24 protein-coding genes are annotated in these 23,918 nt (G+C 42.1%); 16 read left to right on the top strand and 8 right to left on the bottom strand.

The window, feature by feature from the left end; translation table 11 throughout:
* Nucleotides 1-523 precede the first annotated feature (523 nt).
* Nucleotides 524-1,321, top strand: a complete 798-nt coding sequence (locus BHE18_RS07895) for a polysaccharide deacetylase family protein (RefSeq protein ID WP_235860264.1) — start codon at nucleotides 524-526, stop codon at nucleotides 1,319-1,321.
* Between the two features lie 467 nt (nucleotides 1,322-1,788).
* A complete protein-coding gene (locus BHE18_RS07890; RefSeq protein ID WP_071618021.1) occupies nucleotides 1,789-1,908 on the top strand; it encodes a GapA-binding peptide SR1P in 120 nt (39 codons plus the stop codon).
* 143 nt (nucleotides 1,909-2,051) lie between these two features.
* On the opposite strand, the gene BHE18_RS07885 is transcribed toward BHE18_RS07890, so the two are convergent.
* A complete protein-coding gene (locus BHE18_RS07885; protein WP_071618020.1) occupies nucleotides 2,052-3,521 on the bottom strand; it encodes an aminotransferase class I/II-fold pyridoxal phosphate-dependent enzyme in 1,470 nt (489 codons plus the stop codon).
* A 367-nt stretch (nucleotides 3,522-3,888) separates the two neighbouring features.
* Here BHE18_RS07885 and BHE18_RS07880 point away from each other — a divergent pair, with 367 nt between their 5' ends.
* Together BHE18_RS07880 and BHE18_RS07875 are read left to right on the top strand one after the other, a co-directional pair.
* Nucleotides 3,889-4,878 (top strand): NAD(P)H-dependent flavin oxidoreductase, encoded by a 990-nt coding sequence (locus tag BHE18_RS07880; RefSeq protein WP_268876301.1) that lies wholly within the window; start codon nucleotides 3,889-3,891, stop codon nucleotides 4,876-4,878.
* Between the two features lie 20 nt (nucleotides 4,879-4,898).
* On the top strand, nucleotides 4,899-5,171 hold the full coding sequence (locus tag BHE18_RS07875; RefSeq protein WP_071618018.1) for a UPF0223 family protein: 273 nt from the start codon (nucleotides 4,899-4,901) through the stop codon (nucleotides 5,169-5,171).
* 44 nt (nucleotides 5,172-5,215) lie between these two features.
* Here BHE18_RS07875 and BHE18_RS07870 read toward each other — a convergent pair whose 3' ends face one another.
* Complete coding sequence (locus BHE18_RS07870; RefSeq protein ID WP_071618017.1) at nucleotides 5,216-5,836, bottom strand: YktB family protein; 621 nt, start codon at nucleotides 5,834-5,836, stop codon at nucleotides 5,216-5,218.
* Nucleotides 5,837-6,017: 181 nt separating this feature from the next.
* On the opposite strand from BHE18_RS07870, the gene BHE18_RS07865 reads away from it, so the two are divergent.
* Entirely contained in the window at nucleotides 6,018-6,212 is a 195-nt protein-coding gene (locus BHE18_RS07865; RefSeq protein WP_071618016.1) for a hypothetical protein, read from the top strand.
* A gap of 215 nt (nucleotides 6,213-6,427) precedes the next feature.
* Nucleotides 6,428-7,219, top strand: coding sequence for an inositol monophosphatase family protein (locus BHE18_RS07860; RefSeq protein ID WP_071618015.1), 792 nt, complete (start codon nucleotides 6,428-6,430; stop codon nucleotides 7,217-7,219).
* A gap of 58 nt (nucleotides 7,220-7,277) precedes the next feature.
* Here the strand turns inward: BHE18_RS07860 and BHE18_RS07855 are convergent, their stop codons facing one another.
* Nucleotides 7,278-7,463 (bottom strand): YlaF family protein, encoded by a 186-nt coding sequence (locus BHE18_RS07855; RefSeq protein WP_071618014.1) that lies wholly within the window; start codon nucleotides 7,461-7,463, stop codon nucleotides 7,278-7,280.
* A gap of 278 nt (nucleotides 7,464-7,741) precedes the next feature.
* On the opposite strand from BHE18_RS07855, the gene typA reads away from it, so the two are divergent.
* Entirely contained in the window at nucleotides 7,742-9,580 is a 1,839-nt protein-coding gene (gene typA, locus BHE18_RS07850; protein ID WP_071618013.1) for a translational GTPase TypA, read from the top strand.
* A gap of 23 nt (nucleotides 9,581-9,603) precedes the next feature.
* Nucleotides 9,604-9,912 (top strand): YlaH-like family protein, encoded by a 309-nt coding sequence (locus BHE18_RS07845; protein ID WP_071618012.1) that lies wholly within the window; start codon nucleotides 9,604-9,606, stop codon nucleotides 9,910-9,912.
* Nucleotides 9,913-9,949: 37 nt separating this feature from the next.
* On the opposite strand, the gene BHE18_RS07840 is transcribed toward BHE18_RS07845, so the two are convergent.
* Complete coding sequence (locus BHE18_RS07840) at nucleotides 9,950-10,405, bottom strand: hypothetical protein (protein WP_071618011.1); 456 nt, start codon at nucleotides 10,403-10,405, stop codon at nucleotides 9,950-9,952.
* On the bottom strand, nucleotides 10,395-10,595 hold the full coding sequence (locus tag BHE18_RS07835) for a YlaI family protein (RefSeq protein WP_071618010.1): 201 nt from the start codon (nucleotides 10,593-10,595) through the stop codon (nucleotides 10,395-10,397). Before BHE18_RS07835 ends, BHE18_RS07840 begins: the two co-directional genes overlap by 11 nt.
* Nucleotides 10,596-10,795: 200 nt before the next feature.
* Here BHE18_RS07835 and BHE18_RS07830 point away from each other — a divergent pair, with 200 nt between their 5' ends.
* A complete protein-coding gene (locus tag BHE18_RS07830; RefSeq protein WP_071618009.1) occupies nucleotides 10,796-11,251 on the top strand; it encodes a pyridoxamine 5'-phosphate oxidase family protein in 456 nt (151 codons plus the stop codon).
* A 34-nt stretch (nucleotides 11,252-11,285) separates the two neighbouring features.
* Here the strand turns inward: BHE18_RS07830 and BHE18_RS07825 are convergent, their stop codons facing one another.
* The gene (locus tag BHE18_RS07825) at nucleotides 11,286-11,888 is read right to left on the bottom strand and encodes a YhcN/YlaJ family sporulation lipoprotein (RefSeq protein ID WP_071618008.1); all 603 of its coding nucleotides are present in this window, start codon (nucleotides 11,886-11,888) and stop codon (nucleotides 11,286-11,288) included.
* 178 nt (nucleotides 11,889-12,066) lie between these two features.
* On the opposite strand from BHE18_RS07825, the gene BHE18_RS07820 reads away from it, so the two are divergent.
* A complete protein-coding gene (locus tag BHE18_RS07820; RefSeq protein ID WP_071618007.1) occupies nucleotides 12,067-13,395 on the top strand; it encodes a PhoH family protein in 1,329 nt (442 codons plus the stop codon).
* A 95-nt stretch (nucleotides 13,396-13,490) separates the two neighbouring features.
* On the opposite strand, the gene BHE18_RS07815 is transcribed toward BHE18_RS07820, so the two are convergent.
* Complete coding sequence (locus BHE18_RS07815) at nucleotides 13,491-13,988, bottom strand: hypothetical protein (protein ID WP_071618006.1); 498 nt, start codon at nucleotides 13,986-13,988, stop codon at nucleotides 13,491-13,493.
* Nucleotides 13,989-14,126: 138 nt separating this feature from the next.
* Here BHE18_RS07815 and glsA point away from each other — a divergent pair, with 138 nt between their 5' ends.
* The 4 genes from glsA (at nucleotide 14,127) to pyc (ending at nucleotide 20,372) form a co-directional block, all read left to right on the top strand.
* The gene (glsA, locus tag BHE18_RS07810; RefSeq protein WP_071618005.1) at nucleotides 14,127-15,047 is read left to right on the top strand and encodes a glutaminase A; all 921 of its coding nucleotides are present in this window, start codon (nucleotides 14,127-14,129) and stop codon (nucleotides 15,045-15,047) included.
* 136 nt (nucleotides 15,048-15,183) lie between these two features.
* Complete coding sequence (locus tag BHE18_RS07805; protein WP_071618004.1) at nucleotides 15,184-15,465, top strand: YlaN family protein; 282 nt, start codon at nucleotides 15,184-15,186, stop codon at nucleotides 15,463-15,465.
* Nucleotides 15,466-15,573: 108 nt separating this feature from the next.
* Nucleotides 15,574-16,791, top strand: a complete 1,218-nt coding sequence (gene ftsW / locus BHE18_RS07800) for a putative lipid II flippase FtsW (RefSeq protein ID WP_071618003.1) — start codon at nucleotides 15,574-15,576, stop codon at nucleotides 16,789-16,791.
* 143 nt (nucleotides 16,792-16,934) lie between these two features.
* Nucleotides 16,935-20,372 carry a pyruvate carboxylase gene (gene pyc, locus BHE18_RS07795; RefSeq protein ID WP_216095299.1) on the top strand — a complete coding sequence of 1,146 codons (3,438 nt, stop codon included), beginning with the start codon at nucleotides 16,935-16,937 and terminating at the stop codon, nucleotides 20,370-20,372.
* 39 nt (nucleotides 20,373-20,411) lie between these two features.
* Here the strand turns inward: pyc and BHE18_RS07790 are convergent, their stop codons facing one another.
* Complete coding sequence (locus tag BHE18_RS07790; protein WP_071618001.1) at nucleotides 20,412-21,320, bottom strand: COX15/CtaA family protein; 909 nt, start codon at nucleotides 21,318-21,320, stop codon at nucleotides 20,412-20,414.
* 483 nt (nucleotides 21,321-21,803) lie between these two features.
* Here BHE18_RS07790 and cyoE point away from each other — a divergent pair, with 483 nt between their 5' ends.
* Both cyoE and coxB read left to right on the top strand, forming a co-directional pair.
* Nucleotides 21,804-22,718, top strand: a complete 915-nt coding sequence (gene cyoE / locus BHE18_RS07785; protein WP_071618000.1) for a heme o synthase — start codon at nucleotides 21,804-21,806, stop codon at nucleotides 22,716-22,718.
* A 103-nt stretch (nucleotides 22,719-22,821) separates the two neighbouring features.
* Nucleotides 22,822-23,898 (top strand): cytochrome c oxidase subunit II, encoded by a 1,077-nt coding sequence (coxB, locus tag BHE18_RS07780; RefSeq protein WP_071617999.1) that lies wholly within the window; start codon nucleotides 22,822-22,824, stop codon nucleotides 23,896-23,898.
* Nucleotides 23,899-23,918 lie beyond the last annotated feature (20 nt).

Below are 23,918 nucleotides of genomic sequence, written 5' to 3'. Positions count from 1 at the left end.
ATACGTATAAAGACCTATTCGTTGGTCACATTTTATCATATGGATTCCACGAAATGAGGCAAGTCACTGAAATGTTACAGAAATGAAAAGACATCAATAATGAAAGTAACATTAGAGGAATATACTTAGTTAGTACATGTATTGCATGAAAATACTCAAAAATAAAGGGTGTTTTTGATGAAATTTTATGTGGCTTTCATTATTCAGATGATTCTGTGGAGCGTTTTTTATATAGCAGAATGGTTGTCTGTCAAAGATCATATTGAATATAAATGGATCATGTTTGTTCTGTTTTTTTATGTGGCATTTATTGCTGCAAGGAAGATTGTTCAGTCGAGAAGGCTTACTTTGTTTGTGACCTCATTCAGTTTATCTTGTTTTTTTGGATTCAAAATATTATTTGAAAACCTGATGGAATTATTTTAAAACTTATCCAGATTCACTCATAATATGTTAAAATATTCAAAGTGAATCATGAAAGGTGAGTATAATGAAAAAGATTATTGCAACAGGAGTAACTTTGATGTTATTGACTGCATGTACCGGCGAACCCGCAAATGTTACGAAAGAAGCCGACCCGGCCGAGAATTCTGATAAAAAGACAGATATCGAGGAATCAACTCGTAACGAAAAGCAAGAAAATCAAGGAGATAAAACTGAACCAGAAGAAACAGTAGAAGTGGTTCAGGAGCCTCAATACAAGATTAATGAAAACAATTGGAGTATTGAACCGTTAGCAGGTCAAAATGCAAAGGTCGTGCTTTTAACAATTGATGATGCCCCGGATAAATATGCACTGAAAATGGCTGAAGATCTGAAGGCGATGGATGCTCCTGCAATCTTCTTTGTAAATGGACATTTTCTTGATACCCCCGAAGAGAAAAATGTATTAAAAAAAATCCATGACATGGGCTTTATGATAGGCAATCATACATACAGCCACAGTTCACTTCCTGACCTTTCACCGGAAAAACAAAAAGAAGAAATCGTTACGGTGAATGAGCTCGTTGAATCGATCACCGGTGAACGCCCTAAATTCTTCAGAGCTCCTTTTGGGCAGAATACGGATTACAGCCGTCAGATTGCAGCAGAAGAGAAAATGGCCCTTATGAACTGGACGTACGGCTACGACTGGGAGAAGGCGTATCAAACAAAAGAAGCAATCACTGAGATCATGGTTAACAACCCATACCTGAATAACGGTGCAAACCTGCTAATGCACGACCGAACCTGGACAAGTGAAGCACTGCCCGACATCGTAAAAGGACTCAGGGAAAAAGGCTACGAAACCCTGGACCCGGCAAAAATCAAAACTCCATAATCACATCAAAAACCTGAATGCGACCATTCAGGTTTTTTTATATAATCACCACTCCTATAAAAATATCTATTATTTGTTAAGTCGATTTCTGCAATTAATAGACGTTTTGATGTTACTTAATGGCTATTTGAGGAACAGCCTATTCCAGCAGTTGATTGGAGTGGAAGACGAAGACTCCTGGGGGAGAAGTGACTGATGTGAGACCCCGCAGGAGCAAAAGCGACGAGGAGGCTCACGGGGGTCACCCGCGGAAAGCGTAGTCTTCCACGGAAATCCACAGCGGTGTTGAGAAGTTCAAAAGGTCTTATATACACTTTTACTGCATAGAATTAAAATATGATTAATTAAAAGAATAATATCTTTAATATGTTATACAATATAAGGTTGATTTTTTAAATGTGTTATATTATTATAGAATCAGCTAAGATAAAACGCTTACAAAACATCATTAAAGGAGATGAAAAAAGATGGGAACAATTGTTTGTCAATCATGCCTGAACACTATTGAACATTACGAAGATGAGAAGGTTTCTGTTTTATTCTCTAACTGCTGCGAATGTAATGATGATGTAGAATTAGACGATTAAGTTCAAGGGGAAATCAGTAACGGTTTGACTTAAAGGGGTAAATATAGAGTAAAGGGTGAAGAAGGGGCGTATGTCCTTCTTCACCTTTTTTATTTACAAAAGAAAAGAAAAGACCCCATGCGATATGGGGCCGCCAATTTGGTTTATCTGATTGCATGATGTTCTTTTATGACACGGAGGTGCCGCAAATCATAATCTTCCGGTCCTTGTACAGGAAGTCCGGCTTCAATGTTGGTTTTGATATAATTGATGTTTTCCTGTGTAATGATCTCCCCTGGTATGAAAATGGGAATACCAGGTGGATACACCATGATGAACTCCGCGATGGTGCGACCGACAGATTGATCGATCGGAATGACTTCGGTATCTGCATAGAATGCATCACGAGGTGTCATGGATAACACGGGAATATCGGGAAGCATCACGGTTGCTGGGGTGATGTCTCCATGTTTTTTCAGCTGATTTGCAAGTTCTCTTAATCCGGTGACCAGCTGATCACCTTCAGTCTGGGTATCGCCGGGTGTGATGATGCAGAGAATGTTGTACAGGTCGGACATCTCAACCTCAATATTATAAGCTTCCCGCAGCCATTTTTCAGCATCGAAACCGCTGATTCCCAATTCTTTTACCGATACAATTAACTTGGTGGGATCGTAATCATGTGTAGCCTTGGTGCCGAGGATCTCCTTACCCACACAATATAGGCCCTCGATTTCATTGATTTCGCCTCTTATGTTTTCAGCCAATTGTATTGTCGTACTGATCAGATCGTGTCCTTCCGTGGCAAGGCGCTTCCTTGCCACATCCAATGACGCGAGCAAAAGGTAAGAAGTCGAAGTGGTCGTTAGCATGCTCAGGATGGTCTGAACACGTTTGGGTGAAACCAATCCTTCCTTCATATTCAGTACCGAGCTTTGCGTCATCGAGCCTCCGAGCTTGTGTACACTTGTAGCTGCAAGATCTGCTCCCGCCTGCATTGCGGAGAGTGGGAGGTCATCATGAAAGTGAATATGAACTCCATGTGCTTCATCTACTAGAACGGGTACACTGTATGAATGAGCGATTTCCACTATTTTCTTTAAATCTGCTGAGATTCCAAAATAAGTAGGATTGATGACCAGGACCCCTTTGGCATCGGGATGCTGTTCCAATGCTTTTGCAACCGCATCTGTAGTGATTCCATGGGATATACCTAAATCTTTATCAATGTCCGGGTGAATGAAGATAGGCGTTGCTCCTGAAAAAACAATTGCAGACATTACGGACTTGTGTACATTTCTCGGAACGATGATTTTATCACCAGGTCCGCATACACTCATTACCATGGTCATGATCGCACCGCTCGTCCCCTGAACCGAGAAGAATGTATGGTCTGCTCCAAAGGCCTCTGCAGCAAGGTCCTGGGCTTCCTTGATCATCCCTTTAGGCTGGTGAAGATCATCGAGGGGGCCGATGTTGATCAAATCGATACTGAGGGCATTTTCGCCGATGAATTCTTTGAAATCGGGATCCATGCCGGCCCCTTTCTTATGTCCGGGGATGTGAAACTGGACAGGGTTCTTTTTGCTATGTTCAACTAATCCGGTAAATAACGGGGTTTCATATTGAGACAATTCAATCAACACCTCTTTGATATGGTTTAAATATTTAAATGCAACAAATTTATTAAAAGCTCTTTTCTTAAATGGTTGCCGCTATAATCCCTGCTTAAAGTCTAGAGTGGATTGTAGCGGAAGGCACTTGACTCCGGCGGGAAATAGAGGAAACGCCGAGGAGGCTCGACTTTCTCCCCGGGGAATCTTGTGCCTCCAGCGAAAAGAAACGGTCTAATTTTACGAAATGAAAATTTTTATAAAGAGACCATTTTAATAGTAGTCTTTTTTCAAACAAAAGAATTATAGCATCTAGGTATTCCTTTGCATAGTGGTATTTGCCCATACTTTAATCATTTTAATCTTCTTGAAGGGAATTATTTATCCAATAAAGAATACGTGTATGACAGGAGGGGTTAAATTGAAGTGGAAGACAAGAATAACAGAATTATTAAATATTAAATATCCCATCATTCAAGGAGGACTAGCTCACCTGGCATATGCCGAACTTGCTGCGGCAGTCTCAAATGCCGGAGGGCTTGGGCAGATCACTGCAATGTCCCTGGATCACCCTGATGAACTCAGGGAAGAGATAATAAAAGTAAGGAAACTGACCGATAAGCCATTTGGTGTCAATTTTGCAATCGGTCAGCACGGAAGGCCTTACGAAAAGTTTGTAGAGGCAGCAGTCGATGAAGAAGTCCCTGTTGTTACTATTACCGGGGGCAATCCGGCTCCATTGATAAAAAAATTGGAAGGCACAAATACAATTAAAATGGTTCTTGTCGCATCAAAAAGACAGGCAATAAAGGCCGAGCAATTGGGTGCGGATGCTGTCATGGCGGTTGGTCATGAAGGGGGCGGCCATTTAGGGAAAGACGATATCGGTACATTCGTGTTAATCCCGGGAGTAGTGGATGCAGTCTCAATACCCGTGGTAGCGTCGGGCGGCATTGGTGACGGAAGAGGGCTTATGGCAGCTTTAAGTTTCGGTGCAGAAGGTGTTGAAATGGGCACGAGATTTATAGCCGCTAAAGAATGTATCCATGCTTCAGAAGAATATAAAAAAGCCTTGTTGGAAGGCAGCGAGAATGATACAGTGGTGATTAAACGTTCTCTCGGTGCACCTGCACGGGCGATCTCAAATACCTGGACCGATAAAATACTGCAGGCGGAACAAACGGGTGCAGGATATGAAGGGTTAAAAGGATATATAAGCGGAGAAGCTAATAAGAGGTTTATATATGACGGTTCAAAAGAAGATGGGTTCGGCTGGGCAGGGCAGGTCATGGGGCTGATCAACGATATTCCGTCCGTTGATCAGCTTATTAATAGAATGATTGATGAGGCAGAACGTATCCGTTCGAATTGGAATTAATCAAGGAGTTGTTACTTAACATGGAATATCAATATCCTTTCTCGATAGATTGGACAACTGAAGAAGTGATTGATGTCATTTCTTTCTTTGAAGCGGTTGAAAAAGCATATGAAAAAGGCATAAAAAAAGAAGATTTAATGGCCCGTTACCGTAAATTCAAAGAGATCGTACCGAGTAAATCGGAAGAGAAAAAAATCTGCAGTGAATTTGAAGAGTCAAGCGGCTACTCCACCTATCATGTAGTAAAAAAGATGAAAGAATCGGGTGATTCAGAACTGATCGCCATGAAGTGAAAAACGACAGCCGCGGGGCTGTCGTTTTTCATTATTAAGAGGGTTTAGTTCATTTTATAAAGGGGTAAAAGTGTTTCAAAGGCATTATTAATTTTTTGGATCAGCTCATCACCATTAAGTTCAGTCACTGTTTCCCGATCCAAGTGCAAACCGCACAGAAGTTCCGCTTTCTTAACTTTTTGTACTCTTTGACAAAGCGATAGGAATTCGTCCCGGGACATTGAAGAGAATGATACGGCATCAGGCTTTGTATGATCACCCGACCATACGTAGTCCGAGGGGATAATATCCCTTATCTCATCCGCGTTTTCTTCGGCTTTTTTACCGAATTCCTCCTTATGGGGAGCTTCATAAATCATTGCGAACCAGATGAATAAATGGGTATTCCATAAACCAATTTGAAAGTGGGGATGTTTTTTATAACCGCGCTTGTTATTGGCGAATGCCACCCACGTATCATCTGGAGGGTTTACAGAGCGGCGTGCGTGTTTGGCTACATGGTAGAACATCTCGTCGCCGGTCAACGTGCTGAGCTCAGGTGTAAAATATTGTCCAAGGTATTCAAGCTTGGGGCGTATATGCTGTTGAATGGCTTCCATTCTATTTTCTAAACCATCAATTGTAAACACATCAAAGTCTTTGTCAGTAAATCCGTTGAATTTCATAGTGCAGCCTCCTTACCTAATGGTGTTATTTTAACACAAGGAAATGGAATAAATGTAATGATCCGTTTCAACAATGGGTGTCTGCACATTTTAGTTACATGATGAGATGAAATTTCATAATATGTATTAAATATTATCAGAACAATCAGATAAATCGAAAACGCGGAAGGGGTGCAAGACAATGAAACAAGTGATGAATACGTCTAAAAAACGGGATGTCCAGCAGCAGCGTCTAAATGTATTGAGACTGGAAATGGATTATGAACTAGCTGTGTTGTTCGAAGCGATCCAGACAAAAAACAAGGAAAATCAAACAAAGTCAAAAGAGAAGCTAATGAATATTCGTGAAGAGTTAATAAAAATGAAGGCTCTATAATGATTTGAACACAGAAAGGGTATACGATGAAAGGATTCGAAATGAACGATTCTGGCGAACTCTTCCGTTTCCATACGTAGAGTTCTTTTTTTTGTCCGGCAGCTCAATATTGAGGGAAGAGTTGAAAAACTTGAATCCTTCCTTTTTTTCCATTAAGCTAAAGAGCTAAGGAACACCTCGTGTTAAGATGAAGACTAGTATTGGAGGTCATGAACGTGACGAATTGGAAAGAAGTAGACCAGAATGTCAGGGATTGGATCATGGAGGCGGGGAAGACGATCCGCGATTCTTTTCAAGATGAACTTAATATTAAAACAAAGTCCAACCGTAATGATTTGGTTACAAACATGGATGAAGGGACGGAGCGTTTTTTCATTGAGAAAATAAGGAGTACATACAAAGACCATAAAATAATGGGTGAAGAAGGGTTCGGTGACGAACTGAGCGATTTATCCGGAGTAACGTGGATTATCGACCCTATTGACGGAACAATGAATTTTGTTCATCAACAAAGGAACTTTGCTATATCCATCGGGATTTATGATGAAAGTCAGGGTGTGCTCGGATACATTTATGATGTGGTTCATGATGAGTTGTACCACGCAGAAAAGGGAAGGGGAGCTTATATGAATGATGTGAAGCTGCCAGCTCTAAATGATGTACCGGTAGAGGATTCAATCATTGCATTGAATGCGCAATGGATGACCACTAATAAGCGTATAGATCCTGAAGTTTTGGCACCATTGGTTCAAAAAGTAAGAGGGACGCGTTCATATGGTTCTGCTGCTATCGAAATGGCGTATATAGCTGCAGGAAGACTCGATGCGTATATAAGTATGCGACTGGCGCCCTGGGACTTCGCTGCCGGAAAGATCCTTATAGAAGAAGTCGGAGGGGTTGTTACCGATTTAGAAGGAAATGATCTGAACCCTTTGAATAAGAGTTCTTTATTTGTAGGAAAACCAGGACTGCACGGTAGAATCCTTAACGATTACCTTAAGAACTGATCCTGTTATATAGAAAAAAGCTGAATGAGCACTTCATTCAGCTTTTTTTACATTATTATTAAAGCCTGCCTTCTTCCCGGTATCTCTTTTTCGTAGTGAAACCGAACCCCATGATAATGGTGAGAGCAATGATGCAGCCCGCTGCTAAAAGAGGGCTTGCCAGACTTATTGAAATGGCGATGCCCATCAGAGATACGGCTGCCAAAACAGAATAAAGGACGAAGATCCATTTGATATTACCCATATAAACACCTCCGCTAATATGTATTTCAATGATAGTTATGCAAATATAAAAACGAATTGCAAACGAAACTGCTTACTTAAATTCTACCTAGAGCCATAAGAATGTGCAATGGCAAATATTAAAGAGTGATATCAGCGCGTTATATTATCCTGGTACCGTTTCATTCAATATTTATTAGGGATTTCAGCCGCGCTGTGCTATAATGGTCTAGTTGAACAGAATTACCCATTATCTTTAGCCTTCCAGGAAAGAAATCCAATATATTCAGGAGTGGAAATATGAACTTAAGAAATGATCTTAGAAATATTGCTATCATCGCTCACGTTGACCATGGTAAAACGACATTGGTTGATGAGCTGTTAAAGCAATCTGGAATCTTCCGCGAAAATGAACAAGTTTCAGAGCGCGCGATGGATTCGAATGACTTGGAAAGAGAACGCGGTATTACAATCTTGGCGAAAAATACGGCGATTCAATATAAAGATTCACGCATCAATATTCTTGATACACCTGGACATGCTGACTTTGGCGGCGAAGTGGAACGTATCATGAAAATGGTAGATGGTGTTCTGCTTGTTGTCGATGCGTATGAAGGCTGTATGCCTCAGACTCGTTTCGTCCTAAAGAAAGCACTTGAACAAAATCTTACACCGATCGTAGTCGTTAACAAGATTGACAAGCCTTCAGCGCGTCCTGAAGAAGTCATTGATGAGGTATTGGAATTATTCATTGAATTGGATGCGAATGATGAACAGCTTGAATTCCCTGTTGTTTATGCATCTGCCATCAATGGTACTGCAAGCACGGATCCAGATCCTGCCAAACAAGATGAGAACATGCAATGTTTGTATGAATCAATCATTGAGCATATCCCGGCACCAGTTGATAATTCTGAGGAACCTCTTCAATTCCAGGTCGCATTGCTTGATTACAATGATTATGTAGGCCGTATCGGAATCGGACGTGTGTTCAGAGGGACGATGAAAGTTGGTCAGCAGGTTGCACTTATGAAGCTTGACGGCTCTGTTAAACAGTTCCGTGTTACAAAGATTTTTGGTTTCTTTGGACTGAAGCGTGAAGAAATCCAAGAAGCAAAAGCAGGCGATTTGATCGCTGTTTCAGGAATGGAAGATATTAACGTGGGTGAAACGGTTTGCCCGGTTGAACATCAGGACCAGCTGCCGGTCCTTCGTATTGACGAACCTACTCTGCAAATGACTTTCCTTGTGAATAACAGCCCGTTTGCAGGAAGAGAAGGTAAATACGTGACTTCAAGGAAGATCGAGGAGCGCTTATTGGCTCAGCTTCAAACAGATGTAAGTCTGCGCGTTGACCCGACCGACTCACCTGATGCGTGGACGGTTTCAGGCCGCGGGGAGCTTCATCTTTCCATCCTGATTGAAAACATGCGCCGTGAAGGATACGAACTTCAAGTATCCAAACCACAGGTTATCATCAAAGAAGTTGACGGCGTCAAGAGTGAGCCTGTTGAGCGGGTTCAAATCGATATCCCAGAGGAGTATATGGGAGGAGTCATCGAATCACTTGGACAGCGTAAAGGTGAAATGCTTGATATGGTAAACAACGGTAATGGTCAAGTCCGCTTGATTTTCATGGTTCCTGCACGCGGGTTGATCGGTTATTCAACTGAGTTTATGACCCTTACACGCGGTTATGGAATCATCAACCACACATTTGACAGCTATCAGCCGCTGCAAAAAGGCCGCGTCGGCGGACGTCGCCAAGGTGTACTGGTTTCTATGGAAACAGGTAAAGCATCACAATACGGAATCATGCAAGTGGAAGACCGCGGAACGATCTTCGTTGAAGCAGGTACAGAAATCTATGGTGGTATGATCGTTGGTGAACATACAAGGGAAAATGATATCACCGTTAATATCACGAAGGTGAAGCAAGCGACAAACGTCCGTTCAGCAAACAAGGATCAAACGGTTACGATTAAGAAGGCGAGGATCATGACGCTTGAGGAATCCCTTGAATATCTGAATGATGACGAATACTGTGAAGTAACGCCGGAATCAATCCGTCTCCGTAAAAAAATTCTTGATAAGAATGAACGTGAAAGAGCGGAGAAAAAGAGCAAGGTATCTCAATAAACTGAGTGAAGGGGGAGCAGGAAATGGATGTAACTGAGCGTTTATCCTTTTTCGCATCCCTTTACCGTGTTGATCAAAATGCGGAATTGGGGATGTGGCTTCTTTACTTAACCATTGTGGGACTCTCTATATTAGTGTATAAGCTTGGTTTTGCCAAAAAGCTGCCGCTTGGTAAATCGATCGTGATTTATTTATTCTTAATTGTCGGGTGTACGGTTCTGACGTTTTTAGGTATCTTTTTACCGGTTGCAGAGGGTCTTGTCGTAGCGGCTCTCATATTAATCATTTATAAGATCCGCTTGAACAATGAAAAGAAAAAAGGAAATGTATAGTAAAAAAGCTGCAGGCATAAACTGCAGCTTTTTTATTTTAATTGTTTTTCCTCTTAGGGTTCTCTATAGCGGGATATAAAAGCGGGATGGATGCTCCATATACCAGATGGCCTAACAGCCAAAGCAGGATGGCTGAGGGATCATGAGGGGCCGGGACATCCTTAATGGCAAGTGAAGAAAGCGGAAAGTATAACAAGAATGCGGGCATGGTCAACGCAAATGATGTTATCCATACGGCCATGCCCGCAAGTTTGAAGCGATGGATTATCATCACAAAAACGATTCCGATCAGGCAGGAAACGATCAAATGGAAAATAAATTCAATCCATTCCGGCCATTGTATGGATCCTATATAAGGTAGGAAATCAACATTCAGGAGGAGTATGTATACTTTTATCCCAGTCAATGCCTGCAGCAGTTTCAGGAGTAATCCAAGCAGAATGCCGGAGACAATGCCGATACCGATTCCCTTAATGGCATGACTAGAATTCATCTTCAACTTTTGGCGAACGGTACAGATTGAAATTACCGGTAGCGGCACGTTCTTCAGTTTTTTTAGTGATCCGTTTGTGGCACGAGTCACACATATAAGTGTGAATGGGTCTGTTTCTTAATCTTTTCGCCTGCAGCGAATAATCTTCAATATTTTCTATTACTTCACATAGAGCACACTTAACACGCATACTTAACACCTCATTGCTTTTTCTCTCATAAGATTTCTCTTTTCAGTATATCATGTAGTATGAGAGAACGCTTCAATTTACTTACAGACCGTTTTTTAAAACTTTGTGAATGTGATGTATAATGATATCAAAATAAAAAGAAGGACAATTAAATTCCATGACGAATTTTTCTAATGAAGGACCAGGGAGGAGTGATTGTTTTGGCTAACCAAGTGGAACCGGGCTTAATCCCGGTACTGTTCGAGGAACTTCAATCTGAACGCTTTGTAACTTTGTCCACCGTAGATCATGAAACGGGAGGACCGAATGTCAATGCAGTTTCATGGATTTTGGCTAAGGATGAAGAAACAGTGCTTTTCACTGTGAATCAGAAATCCAAAATCGTTGAGAATATCAGGGAGAATCCCCTTGCGGTCATTAATTTGATAGCGAATGAATCAACTTATTCGATTGCCGGGAAGACGGAAATCAGTCAGGTACAGCTTGAAGGTGTACCGTTGAAGCTTACTTTGATCAAGATGGAGATCGATGAGGTGAGGGATGTCATGTTTTACGGCTCGAGGATCTCAGCAGAGCCTGCTTATGAGAAGACGTATGATAAAACTGCTGCGGAACGGTTGGACCGCCAAGTAATTGAAGCCATGAAAAAAGCCTGAGTCAGCTTTTTCATGGCTTTTTATATTTCGGGGCCTATTCGATATAATTCTCGCTCTGGTCTTCCTGTTCTCTGTTTAACTGATTTTCTTTTTTCTGGTTCATTTTTTTCTTTGGTTCCTTTGGGGCGTTTTCAGGGTCAGTCTGCTTAAGGGAACGTGGAATTTCAGGCATGAGTCTTCCGGAAATATCAGAGAGTTCGTTCATGATTCCCTGGACAGGTTCCCCCCGCCGGATATCCTTATTGATCTCTTTCAAACGGGCGGTGACATCAGGGTCAGCTACGACGATTGCCTGGGCACCATATGGGTCTTCTTTTAAGGCTTCTGCTACAGAGTACTTAATCGATCCTACTTCTGAACGTTCGACATCGGAGTCGATATCGATTCCCACAAACGCATATTTACCTATTACGACTGCTGTGGCATCTCTTACATCAGGTACTCTGGTTGTCAGATCAACCAAGTGTTTGGATATTTGCTGTCCCGATTTTCTTTCAACATGCTGGATATTACTGTCTTGGACGGTGATCGGCTTGTTTTGGTCAGATTGTGGATTTTTATTATAACCGACCTCTTTATTATTGGCGCAAGCCGATAGAAAGAGGACAATCCCAAGCAGAGAGATGATTTTATTCATGTCAGTACCTCCCGGGTTAATTTCAATATCTTTTCTTATTGTGTAATTTTCTTCTATCTTTATACGTTTATTCATATATTTTAAGAAACGGGCCGTCCTATTTGAGTAGCTGGGAATAACCGGATCAACTTTGGCTACATACAATAGTAATAAGAAATGAGGAGCAGGAGGCATCGATTTGAAAAAAATTTATGTATTAGATACCAATGTCTTATTACAAGATCCACAAGCCATCTTTTCGTTTCAGGACAATGAGGTGGTTATACCAGCGGTCGTATTAGAAGAAGTGGATTCGAAGAAGCGTTATATGGATGAAATCGGACGAAACGCAAGACATGTATCGAAACTGATCGATAATTTAAGGCAAGAAGGAAAGCTCCATGAAAAGATTCCGTTGTACACAGGCGGGTCAATCAGGATAGAGTTAAACCATCGTTCCTTTCAGGAACTGCAAGAGATATTTGTAGAAAAAACCAATGATAACCGGATATTGGCCGTTGCAAAAAACCTCTCTCTGGAGGAAGAAGCGAAAGAAAACGGAAAATCGGTGATATTGGTAAGCAAAGACACGTTGGTGAGAGTCAAGGCTGATGCACTCGGGTTGCAGGCTGAGGATTTTCTGAGCGACCGGGTTGTGGAGGTCAACGATATATATACCGGATTCACTGAGTTATTTGTTGATAAAGGTGCAGTGGACAAATTTTATGAACATGGGGAATTGACCCTAAAAGAAATAACGAAGCAAAGATTCTATTCACATGAATTCATCGTTTTGAAAGACGCATTGGGCAGTTCTGCTTCTGCTGTAGGTATGGTGGATGGATCCGGGACGAAACTGAAAAAATTAGTTTATGATCATGACCATATGTGGGGTATTAAAGCGAGGAATGTACAACAGACGATGGCAACCGAACTTTTACTGAGGGATGATATTTCACTGGTGACGATGATCGGTAAAGCGGGTACAGGAAAGACCCTTCTTGCTCTGGCGGCGGGACTGCTGCAGACAGAGGATTTTCATAAGTTCAATAAGCTCCTGGTAGCTCGTCCGATTGTACCAGTGGGTAAAGATATAGGGTATTTGCCGGGTGAAAAACAAGAAAAGCTGAGACCGTGGATGCAGCCGATCTATGATAACCTCGAATACCTGTTCAATGTAAAGAAACCTGGAGAACTCGACGATATACTTGCAGGAATGGCATCGATTGAAGTAGAAGCCCTGACTTATATAAGGGGCAGGAGTATTCCTGATCAATTCATCATCATTGACGAAGCGCAAAACCTCACCAAGCATGAAGTGAAGACGATATTAACAAGGGTGGGGGAACGGAGTAAGATTGTCCTGATGGGTGACCCTGCACAGATCGACCATCCTTATCTTGATGAATATAATAATGGTTTGACTTACGTGGTGGAAAAATTCAAAGAACAGTCGATAGCAGGCCACGTAAAATTGATGAAAGGCGAACGGTCAGGTCTTGCCCAGCTTGCAGCCGATCTTTTATGACGATATGGGAATCAATCCCATTTATACCTTATGAAAAACCCGGTGCAGAGGTTCCTGCACCGGGTTTATTCGTTTATGTAGAAACCATTTGGTATTTATTCCAGTCGGAAAGCTTTTACATTTGTAATTGGTTTTTCGTTATTTGAGCCGTCTTTAAAAAGGATATGAACCGGTCCGTCTTCCTTTAACGGTTTCCCATCTTTTGAAAATGCCATGAGCAGTTCTTCTGCTTTTTCGACAGGGAAACTAAACTCACCGCACGCTGTCTCGATTACAATGCTAGAAGCATCTTCATGCGGTTCCGCATTTTTTAAGAAAGGTGCAAATGGCATGGCAAAAGTACCGGTAAGAACTTTTTCCTTTTCATATTTCTTTTCAGTTTTCAATGTTGGAGGATATGTTGCGCCCTCCTGGATCTCGCGGGACCAGTGCTTCGACACGGCTTTTGTGTATTCTTCCAGTTCATCTTTCAAAATGCTGCCTTCTTCAAAGAAAGTGTTTAAATCAATCTTTCTGTCATCAAATATCCACACTCCGGAATCCAACGTGATGACAAACTTAACTTTACCTTTGATCGGTACGATGCTTTCCACAACAGATTCCTCCTTTACAATAGTTCTAGTATATCGGTTATAAATCTTTTTGTCACATGATTTTGTGTAAGCATTTTCACTGTTTTCGAATTAACGATTTAGGGAACCTTACTAGAGAATGAAGGAGAGTGAGGAAAAATGTCAGATCAAAAACTTTTGGGAGAACTGGTCGATATTGCGAGGGCCTTTGCCCCTTACGGAAAGGTCGCTGATTATATTCCTGCGTTAAGCAATCAAAATCCGGATGATTTAGCCATTTGTATCTACTCCATCGGAAATGAATCTTACTATGCAGGAGATCATCTTAAAAAATTCACCCTGCAGAGTATTTCGAAAGTGATTACCCTTGCACTAGTATTAATGGACAACGGTGAAGATGAGGTTTTTTCCAAAGTAGGGATGGAGCCCACGGGGGATCCATTCAATTCAATTGCCAAATTAGAAACGAACAAACCATCAAAGCCCCTCAATCCAATGATCAATGCCGGCGCCTTGGCTGTCACACACATGATCAAGGGTGATACGGTCATCGAGAAATGGGACAGGCTGATTGAGTTTATCTGTCATTTGACAGGACAACAGGTTACATACAATGAAGATGTAGCTTATTCAGAACTGCAGACAGCCAATCTGAATCGTTCGCTTTGCTATTTTATGAAGCAGCATGGAGTGATAACCGGGAATGTAGAAGATTTATTGGTTTTATACACGAAACAATGTGCGGTGGAAATGAATTGTGTGGACCTGGCCAAAATGGGAGCCGTCTTTGCCAATGACGGACTGGATCCCGAGAGCGGGAGGCAGCTCATTACAAAAGATGTCGCGAGAATATGTAAAACGTTTATGGTAACATGCGGGATGTATAACAGCTCGGGGGAGTTTGCCATCAAGGTCGGGATCCCTGCAAAAAGCGGGGTTTCCGGGGGCATCATGGGGAGTGTCCCCGGCAAATGCGGGATTGGCATCTTTGGCCCGTCACTGGATGAGGTCGGGAACAGTATTGCGGGAACCAAGCTCCTTGAAGGGCTCAGTGCCAAATATTCCTGGAGTATTTTCTAGTGCCGTATTTTGATGAATCGCTTCCCATTATTCAAATTCATTCCTTATAAAAACGTTAATTATTCTTGCAATTTGTGCAGTTTAACGATAAAATTTTAAGACAGGAATGCTATTTGTACGGAATGGGGGGATCACTGTGGCGTCAGAAATGACAGTTAATCATCGAGAAAAAGCCTATGAGTTATTAAAGGCTGATGCAGAAAAGATTTTACAGCTAATTAAAGTGCAAATGGATAATTTAACGATGCCCCAATGTCCTCTTTATGAGGAAGTATTGGATACCCAAATGTTCGGATTATCCCGTGAAATAGAATTTGCTGTCCGGTTGGGACTGGTGGATGACGCAGATGGAAAGGAATTGATTGATTCTTTGGAAAGGGAACTTTCTGCCCTTCATGAAGCATCCACAAAAAAGTAAAATAGTCATGACAACTCAAACAATACTGAACTCTGTTGTTTGAGTTTTTTTATAGAGGTACATATATTGCGGGAAAGAAAATGAATTAAGAAAAAGGGTTGAATTGTCATGATTAAAAAAATATTGAAGTCCTATGACTATTCTTTAATAGCTGTGTATATATTCCTTTGCTTTTTCGGATTGGTTATGGTTTACAGTGCCAGCATGGTAATGGCTGTTGAACGATTCGGCTGGGAGAGTGACTATTTCTATAAGAAGCAGCTGGTCAACGTTCTCGTTGGGTTTGCTGCTTTTACCGTGGCTGCATGGTTTCCTTATAAAGCCTTCCAGGTAGGGAAAATCATCAAAGGGTTAATGGCCGTCATCATCATCATGCTCGTTTCGGTACATATTTTCGGAAGTGAAGTCAACAATGCCAGAAGCTGGCTCAATCTGGGGTTCATGAGCATTCAGCCTTCTGAGTTTGCTAAGCTTGCGGTTGTCATTTATTTGGGATCTGTGTATTCAAAGAAGCAGGCGTACATAAATGATTTGAATCGCGGCCTTGCTCCCCCGCTGATCTTTCTCGGGTTCATATGCTTCATTGTCTTCCTTGAACCCGACTTCGGGACAGCAGCGATCATTTTTGTGATCGGGGCCATCGTCATCATGTGTTCAGGCATCAATTTTCGTACTATATCAAAGCTTGCAGGAATCGGTTCCGCTTTGCTGGTCATCGTTTCACCTTTCATTTATCTGGGCAGGGGATTCATCTTTACAACCGAAAGGATGAGCAGGATCGAGGCTTATCTTTCACCATTCAAGGACGCTCAGGGGGAAGGTTATCAGCTTGTAAACTCCTATCTGGCCATTGGTTCAGGCGGAGTCCAGGGGCTTGGCCTGGGACAGAGTATTCAAAAGCTCGGTTATATACCGGAGCCGCAGACTGATTTCATCATGGCGATCATTGCTGAAGAACTGGGTGTCTTCGGTGTTAGTTTTGTCATACTCGGCCTTACCTATATCGTTTTAAGAGGTATTTATATCGGAGTGAAATGCCAGGATCCATTTGGTACGATGCTCGCCATAGGTATCTCAAGTATGATTGGAATACAGGCTTTCATCAATCTTGGAGGGGTGTCAGGACTTATTCCGATTACCGGGGTGCCGCTTCCTTTCATCAGTTACGGAGGCTCTTCGCTGCTGGTCCTCTCGTTATCGCTCGGCGTCCTTGTGAATGTATCCATGTTTGTGAAATATGAAGAAAAATATAAAACAAAGAAGGAAAATGACGAACCTTTGGAGAATATGTCTACTAACAAGAGAATATATGGTGTGAAAATGTAGGTCTCTTATAGGGAATGTAAAGTCTCTATGTCTAGGGTCTGCCCCCTAAGATACGCTAGTATCCATCTTTCGGGTCAGCCCTTTTTTAATAGACTAGTAATGAAAGATTTTCAATCATGAACTAACTTAAAGGAGAGATTGTATTGAAGAAAATTCAAAAGGTATTAGTCGCAAACCGCGGGGAGATTGCCATCCGCGTATTCCGTGCCTGCACGGAACTTAACATCAGGACTGTAGCTGTCTACAGTAAAGAAGATTCAGGCTCTTATCATCGATATAAAGCAGATGAAGCTTATTTAGTTGGTGAAGACAAGAAACCGATCGATGCCTATCTTGATATCGAAGGCATCATTAAAATAGCAAAAAAATCAGATGTAGATGCCATCCATCCAGGTTACGGATTCCTTTCTGAAAATATTCATTTTGCCAGAAGATGTGAAGAAGAGGGGATCATTTTTGTCGGACCTCATTCAACTCATCTGGATATGTTCGGGGATAAGGTCAAGGCACGTAAACAGGCCCAGCTTGCAGATATCCCTGTAATACCAGGCAGTGACGGACCGGTTACATGCCTTGAAGAAGTAATCAGCTTCGGTAAGGAAGCAGGATTTCCTATCATCATCAAAGCATCCCTGGGCGGCGGAGGACGCGGCATGCGGATCGTCCGAAACCTTGAGAGTCTGAAGGAAGCTTACGAACGAGCAAAGTCTGAGGCAAAAGCGGCATTTGGAAATGACGAGATCTATGTAGAAAAATTTGTGGAAAATCCAAAGCATATCGAGGTTCAGATCCTTGGGGATGCCGATGGAAACATTGTTCATCTTTTCGAACGGGACTGCTCGATTCAAAGGCGGCACCAGAAGGTCGTGGAAATCGCCCCTTCCGTATCCCTTGATGACAAATTAAGAGAAGATATTTGTGAAGCGGCCGTGCGCTTGATGGATAATGTGAAATATGTGAATGCCGGTACGGTTGAATTTCTAGTTGCAAACAACCAATTTTATTTTATTGAAGTGAACCCGAGGGTACAGGTCGAGCACACCATCACAGAAATGGTGACAGGGGTGGATATCGTTCAATCCCAGCTGCTCATTGCTGAAGGTCACGCCCTGCACAGCCGTGAAGTGGGTATACCCCTGCAGGAAGATGTTAAGCTGCATGGATATGCCATTCAGTCAAGGGTAACGACTGAGGATCCGCTGAATAACTTCATGCCGGACACAGGAAAAATCATGGCATACAGGTCAGGTGGAGGATTCGGCGTCCGTCTTGACGCGGGGAATGGATATCAGGGTGCAATCGTCACACCATATTATGATTCATTGCTTGTAAAGCTTTCGACGTGGGCCCTGACATTTGAACAAGCTGCATCTAAAATGGTCAGAAATCTTCAAGAATTTAGAATTCGTGGAATCAAGACAAATATTCCTTTCCTGGAAAATGTCGTGAAACATGAAAAATTCATTACTGGGGAATATGATACATCTTTCATTGATACAACACCTGAATTATTCATTTTTCCTAAACGGAAAGACCGCGGAACGAAAATGCTCTCTTATATCGGAAATGTGACCGTCAATGGATTCCCAGGAGTGGAAAAGAAGAAAAAACCAGTTTTCTCACGACCTCGGATGCCTGAATTCGATGTGACAGGAGCGGCAAAACCGGGTACCAAGCAAATACTGGATCAGTATGGTGCAGAAGGCCTGGTGAATTGGGTTAAAGACCAAAAGTCAGTTCTATTGACTGATACTACTTTCCGTGATGCACATCAGTCGCTTCTCGCAACTCGTGTCAGAACGAATGACCTGAAGCAGATTGCAGAGCCGACATCCCATCTTCTGCCCGATATGTTCTCCTTTGAAATGTGGGGAGGGGCTACATTTGATGTTGCCTACCGTTTCTTGAAAGAAGATCCATGGAACCGCCTGCTGACATTAAGGGAACGCATCCCGAATGTGTTATTCCAAATGCTTTTAAGGGCTTCCAATGCAGTTGGTTACAAGAATTATCCGGATAATGTCATCAGGGAGTTTGTGGAGAAATCTGCATTTGCAGGTATCGATGTATTCAGGATCTTTGACAGTCTGAACTGGGTGAAAGGAATGGAAGTCGCAATCGATTCCGTAAGACAGAGCGGGAAAATTGCTGAAGCAGCCATTTGTTACACCGGGGATATAGATGACCCGACACGTACCAAATATGATATTGACTATTACAAGAATCTTGCAAAGGAACTTGAAGCGAGCGGGGCGCATATCCTGGCAATCAAGGATATGGCAGGTCTTTTAAAACCACAGGCTGCATACAGGCTTATTTCCGAATTGAAAGAATCTGTCAGCCTTCCTATTCACCTGCATACTCATGATACCAGCGGAAATGGTATTTATACGTATGCAAGAGCGATCGATGCAGGTGTGGATATCGTTGACACAGCTCTCAGCACGATGTCAGGACTGACTTCACAGCCGAGTGCGAATTCCCTCTATTATGCTTTAAAAGGTACTGATAGAGAACCGAATGTAAATGTTGGGTCCCTTGAATCACTTTCCCATTATTGGGAAGATGTGCGTAAATACTATACCGATTTCGAAAGCGGTATGATGTCGCCGCATCCTGAAGTTTATAAGCATGAGATGCCTGGCGGCCAGTACAGTAATCTTCAGCAGCAGGCAAAAGCCGTCGGGCTTGGTGAGCGCTGGGAAGAAGTAAAAGAGATGTATGCAAGGGTCAATCATCTATTTGGTGATATCGTCAAGGTTACACCTTCCTCCAAAGTGGTAGGGGACATGGCACTATTCATGGTGCAGAATGATCTGTCAGAACAGGATGTCATTGATAAGGGTGAAAAGATAGACTTTCCGGATTCAGTTGTTGAACTGTTTGAAGGATACCTCGGTCAGCCGCACGGAGGGTTCCCTGAAGATCTGCAGAAAGTCATCCTTAAAGGAAGGAACCCTTTAACAGTCCGTCCTGGCGAATTGCTGGATGACGTAGACTTTACCAAACTGAAAGAAAAGCTGTATGAACAACTAAATCGTCCGGTCACGAGCTTTGATGCACTTGGATATGCATTATATCCAAAGGTATTTTCAGAGTATGCCCAAACACTTGAGCAATTCGGTGATATTTCCGTTCTTGATACACCTACATTCCTGTTCGGAATGAGACTCGGCGAAGAAATCGAAGTTGAAATCGAGACTGGAAAGACATTGATTGTTAAACTGGTATCAATCGGTCAGGCTCAGGCTGATGGTACAAGGGTCGTCTATTTTGAGTTGAACGGTCAGCCGCGTGAGGTTGTGATTAAAGATGAAAACATAAAATCCACGGTGGCCGCGAAAAGGAAAGTAGATCCAAAAGACGAAACGCATATCGGCGCCTCTATGCCTGGTACAGTCATCAGGGTGATTGTTGATAAAGGTGAAAAAGTAGAAAAAGGTGATCACCTGATGATCACTGAGGCGATGAAAATGGAAACAACTGTCCAGGCACCATTCTCAGGAACCGTAAAAGATATTTATGTGGGAAGCGGGGATGCAATCAGCCCTGGGGACTTATTGATAGAAATGCAAAAATAGAACAACATAAAAAGGATGCCGGTTTTGCCGGCATCCTTTTTAATCGTTTTTCATTTTGCTCCTTGAAGCGAGAAGGATGAAGTAACATAACAATCCAAACAAGCAGGAGATGATCAAAGCATGAAGCAATGCGATTCCAAGGTTCAACCTTGTAAAGACAACCAAAGCTCCTGACATAACCTGTAAAGATACAAGGGTGAATGCTATGATCCATCCCCAATAAATCACCTTTTGATGCTTGTGTTCTTTAATTGCGATAAATGTGATGTAACCTATCCAGATGAAAATGAGACCAGCTGCAAACCTATGCCCCATTTGAATCCATTCATACATATTTGCAGGCAGACCCGGGCTCGAATTCACGCAAAGCGGCCAGTCTTTACACACCAGACTTGAATTTGTATGGCGGACCAGAGCACCGGTATAAACGACCATGTAACTGTATATCGTTACACCGATCATATGAAATCTCATACGCCGGTCAATAACGAGTGAGCTGGCTTCGAATTTTTGATCGACTTCAAAAATGAGTAAAGTCAGAAGCAAAACGGCTGCGAATGAAATGAGAGAAATTCCGAAGTGCAAAGCAAGTACAAAGTCAGATTGACTCCAGATAACTGCAGCAGCCCCTATCAGCGCTTGTAACATCAGGAAAAAGAATGAGAGAACGGATAAGAATTTGGTTTCACGCTTGTAACCAATGGCTTTCCATGACCATATCGATAGTGCGAGGACTAATAATCCAACACTTCCGGAAACCAATCTGTGAGCGAGTTCAATTACGAGTTCAATAGTAATATCCGTAGGGATCAGCTGGCCGTTGCACAATGGCCAGGACCGGCCGCAGCCCATGCCCGACTCGGTTTTTGTCACCAGGGCACCGCCTAATAGTACGAAAAGCATACCTAGTGTCGTGATGACGGCAAGCCACTTTAATCCTTTATGCAATCTATTCACCTTCTTTGTTTATGTCTTAAGTAATGTAGAAATAAAAATATAGTAGAAAAATAGTTTGTCGCCTTTCGATAATAACGAAATAGAGGCTAAAACTCAATGTATAAAATGTTACAGAATATTGAGCATTACTCGTCCGCAAGACGGGAAGACTAATTCCAAACAACGAAAGTTCCTGAATTTCACTTTGCTGTAATTGTGTAAGCGCTTATCAGGAAAATGTGATATGATAAAGACAATGCCACATAAAGTTTCGAAAGCATTAGGTACTGCCTTCTTCACAATATCTTCACAATATTATTTTTTTCTATCCCAAAAAAGAAAAAATATATGGTTTAATATAATATTGATAGCATGATTACTATTTCTTATCTTTGCTAAAAATTTGAATTTGATATAGAAATGGTAGTTCATATACTTTATAGTAGTAAGGGGTGTCATCTGCCTCTGTTTGGTTTTAACGTGAGGAGGGGTAAAATGTCAAACAGTCGAATAATGACAAATGTTGAAAAAGCTGAGATCCCCACATCCACTGTGTGGAAAGATTTCTTGGCACTTATTAAGGTCGGAATTGTTAATTCAAATCTAATCACTACTTTTACCGGGATGTGGTTAGCATTTTATTTTACTAATACACACTTTCTGAATTCTCTTGATATCATGTTCCTAACTTTAGTGGGTTCATCCCTGATCATTGCCGGATCATGCGTGATCAATAATGTCTATGACCGCGACATCGATCACTTGATGGAACGTACAAAGGAACGCCCGACAGTCACTGGGAAGATTAATGGAACAAAAGCTTCATTATTGGGGCTTCTGATGATTGCATTCGGAATCATCATGTTGTTCATGACCACTGTGACTGCAGGTGTTATAGGACTTATAGGTGTTTTCAGTTACGTTGTATTATATACAATGTGGTCCAAAAGGAAATATGTAAGCAACACGATAGTGGGAAGCATTTCCGGTGCAGTACCTCCATTGATCGGGTGGGCTGCCGTAGATGCAAACCTTGACATGGTAGCGTGGATGCTGTTCCTGATGATGTTTATCTGGCAGCCGCCGCATTTCTATGCGCTTGCAATGAAACGCGTGGAGGAATACAGGGCAGCAGGTGTTCCAATGCTCCCTGTCGTAAAAGGCTTTGCCGTGACCAAGCATCATATCGTTGTCTGGGTCGCTGCTTTACTTCCGATTCCTTTCTTCTTGATGGATCTGGGAATGTTTTTCTTCATTCTTGCCACAGCCTTTAATATCGGCTGGTTAGCACTTGGCCTTGCAGGCTATAAAATGAAGGATGATATCAAGTGGTCTAAATTGATGTTTGTATATTCACTTAATTATTTGACTATCTTGTTTGTAGCGATGGTTATCGTTACCGTTATATAAGATTAGTGGGAATTCTTTCTGATAAGAAATCCAAATAGATATTTTTTGAGTCCTTGTTTTATTTCAGGAAGTACATTACACGAAAGAGGGGTTTGATTAAGCTATGAAAGCAAGGCTAACTAAGTGGCGCTTATTCTCCATTGTAGCCATGATGGCACTTATTCTTTCCGGTTGCGGTGAGCCGTTCATCTCGACGCTGCAGCCGGCCGGGGAAGTAGCACAGACACAATACGATCTAATGATTCTGGCTACTCTAATAATGGTATTAGTTATTATTGTAGTTGTTATCATCTATGCAGTGGCAATCATCCGTTTCCGCAGGAAAAAGGGAGACACTGCGATTCCAAAACAAGTTGAAGGAAGCCATACTCTGGAAATATTATGGACGGTTATTCCGATTATCCTTCTTCTGATCCTTGCAGTTCCGACAGTCACTGCGACGTTCCAGCTTGCTGATACGAAAGCAATGGACAAAAAAGACGCTGACGGAAATCGTGAAGCACTGGTCGTAAATGTTCGTGCCAACCTTTATTGGTGGGAATTCGAATATCCAGACCAAAAAATCATCACTTCTCAAGATTTGGTTGTTCCAACCGATCAGAAGGTCTACTTCAATGTAACTGCCTCTGATGTAAAACACTCATTCTGGATTCCAGCAGCAGGAGGAAAGATTGATACTAATGTGGATGGTGTGAACACATTCTTCCTTGAGTTTGATGGTAAAAAGTCTGAGGAAGCCGGCGGGGTATTCTATGGTAAATGTGCCGAACTTTGCGGTCCTTCCCACGCACTTATGGACTTTAAAGTTAAAGCGTTACCACAAGACGAATTCACTGCATGGGTTGACGATATGCAAAAGGCAGGAGAACCTAAACCGACTTCTGATTTAGCTCAACAAGGACAAGAAATCTTCAACCAAAAATGCTTAAGCTGTCATGCTGTTTCACCTGAAGACGGCCGACCTGAATCTGCACGCCTTGCTCCGAACTTAGCAACATTCGGAGAACGCAACCGGATCGCTGGTATCTTGGAACATAATGAAGAAGAACTGAAGAACTGGCTGGAAGACCCGGAACAATATAAGCCTGGAAATAAAATGACTGGTACATATGGAGAGCTTTCCGATGAAGAAATGGATGCTCTTGCTGAATACCTGATGGGTCTGAAAGTTCAAGATTAATAGGGGATAAGTTAAAAGGG

This window comes from Rossellomorea aquimaris (assembly GCF_001877785.1).
Lineage (GTDB): Bacteria > Bacillota > Bacilli > Bacillales > Bacillaceae_B > Rossellomorea > Rossellomorea aquimaris_A.
This window is presented reverse-complemented; position numbering and strand designations above follow the sequence as displayed.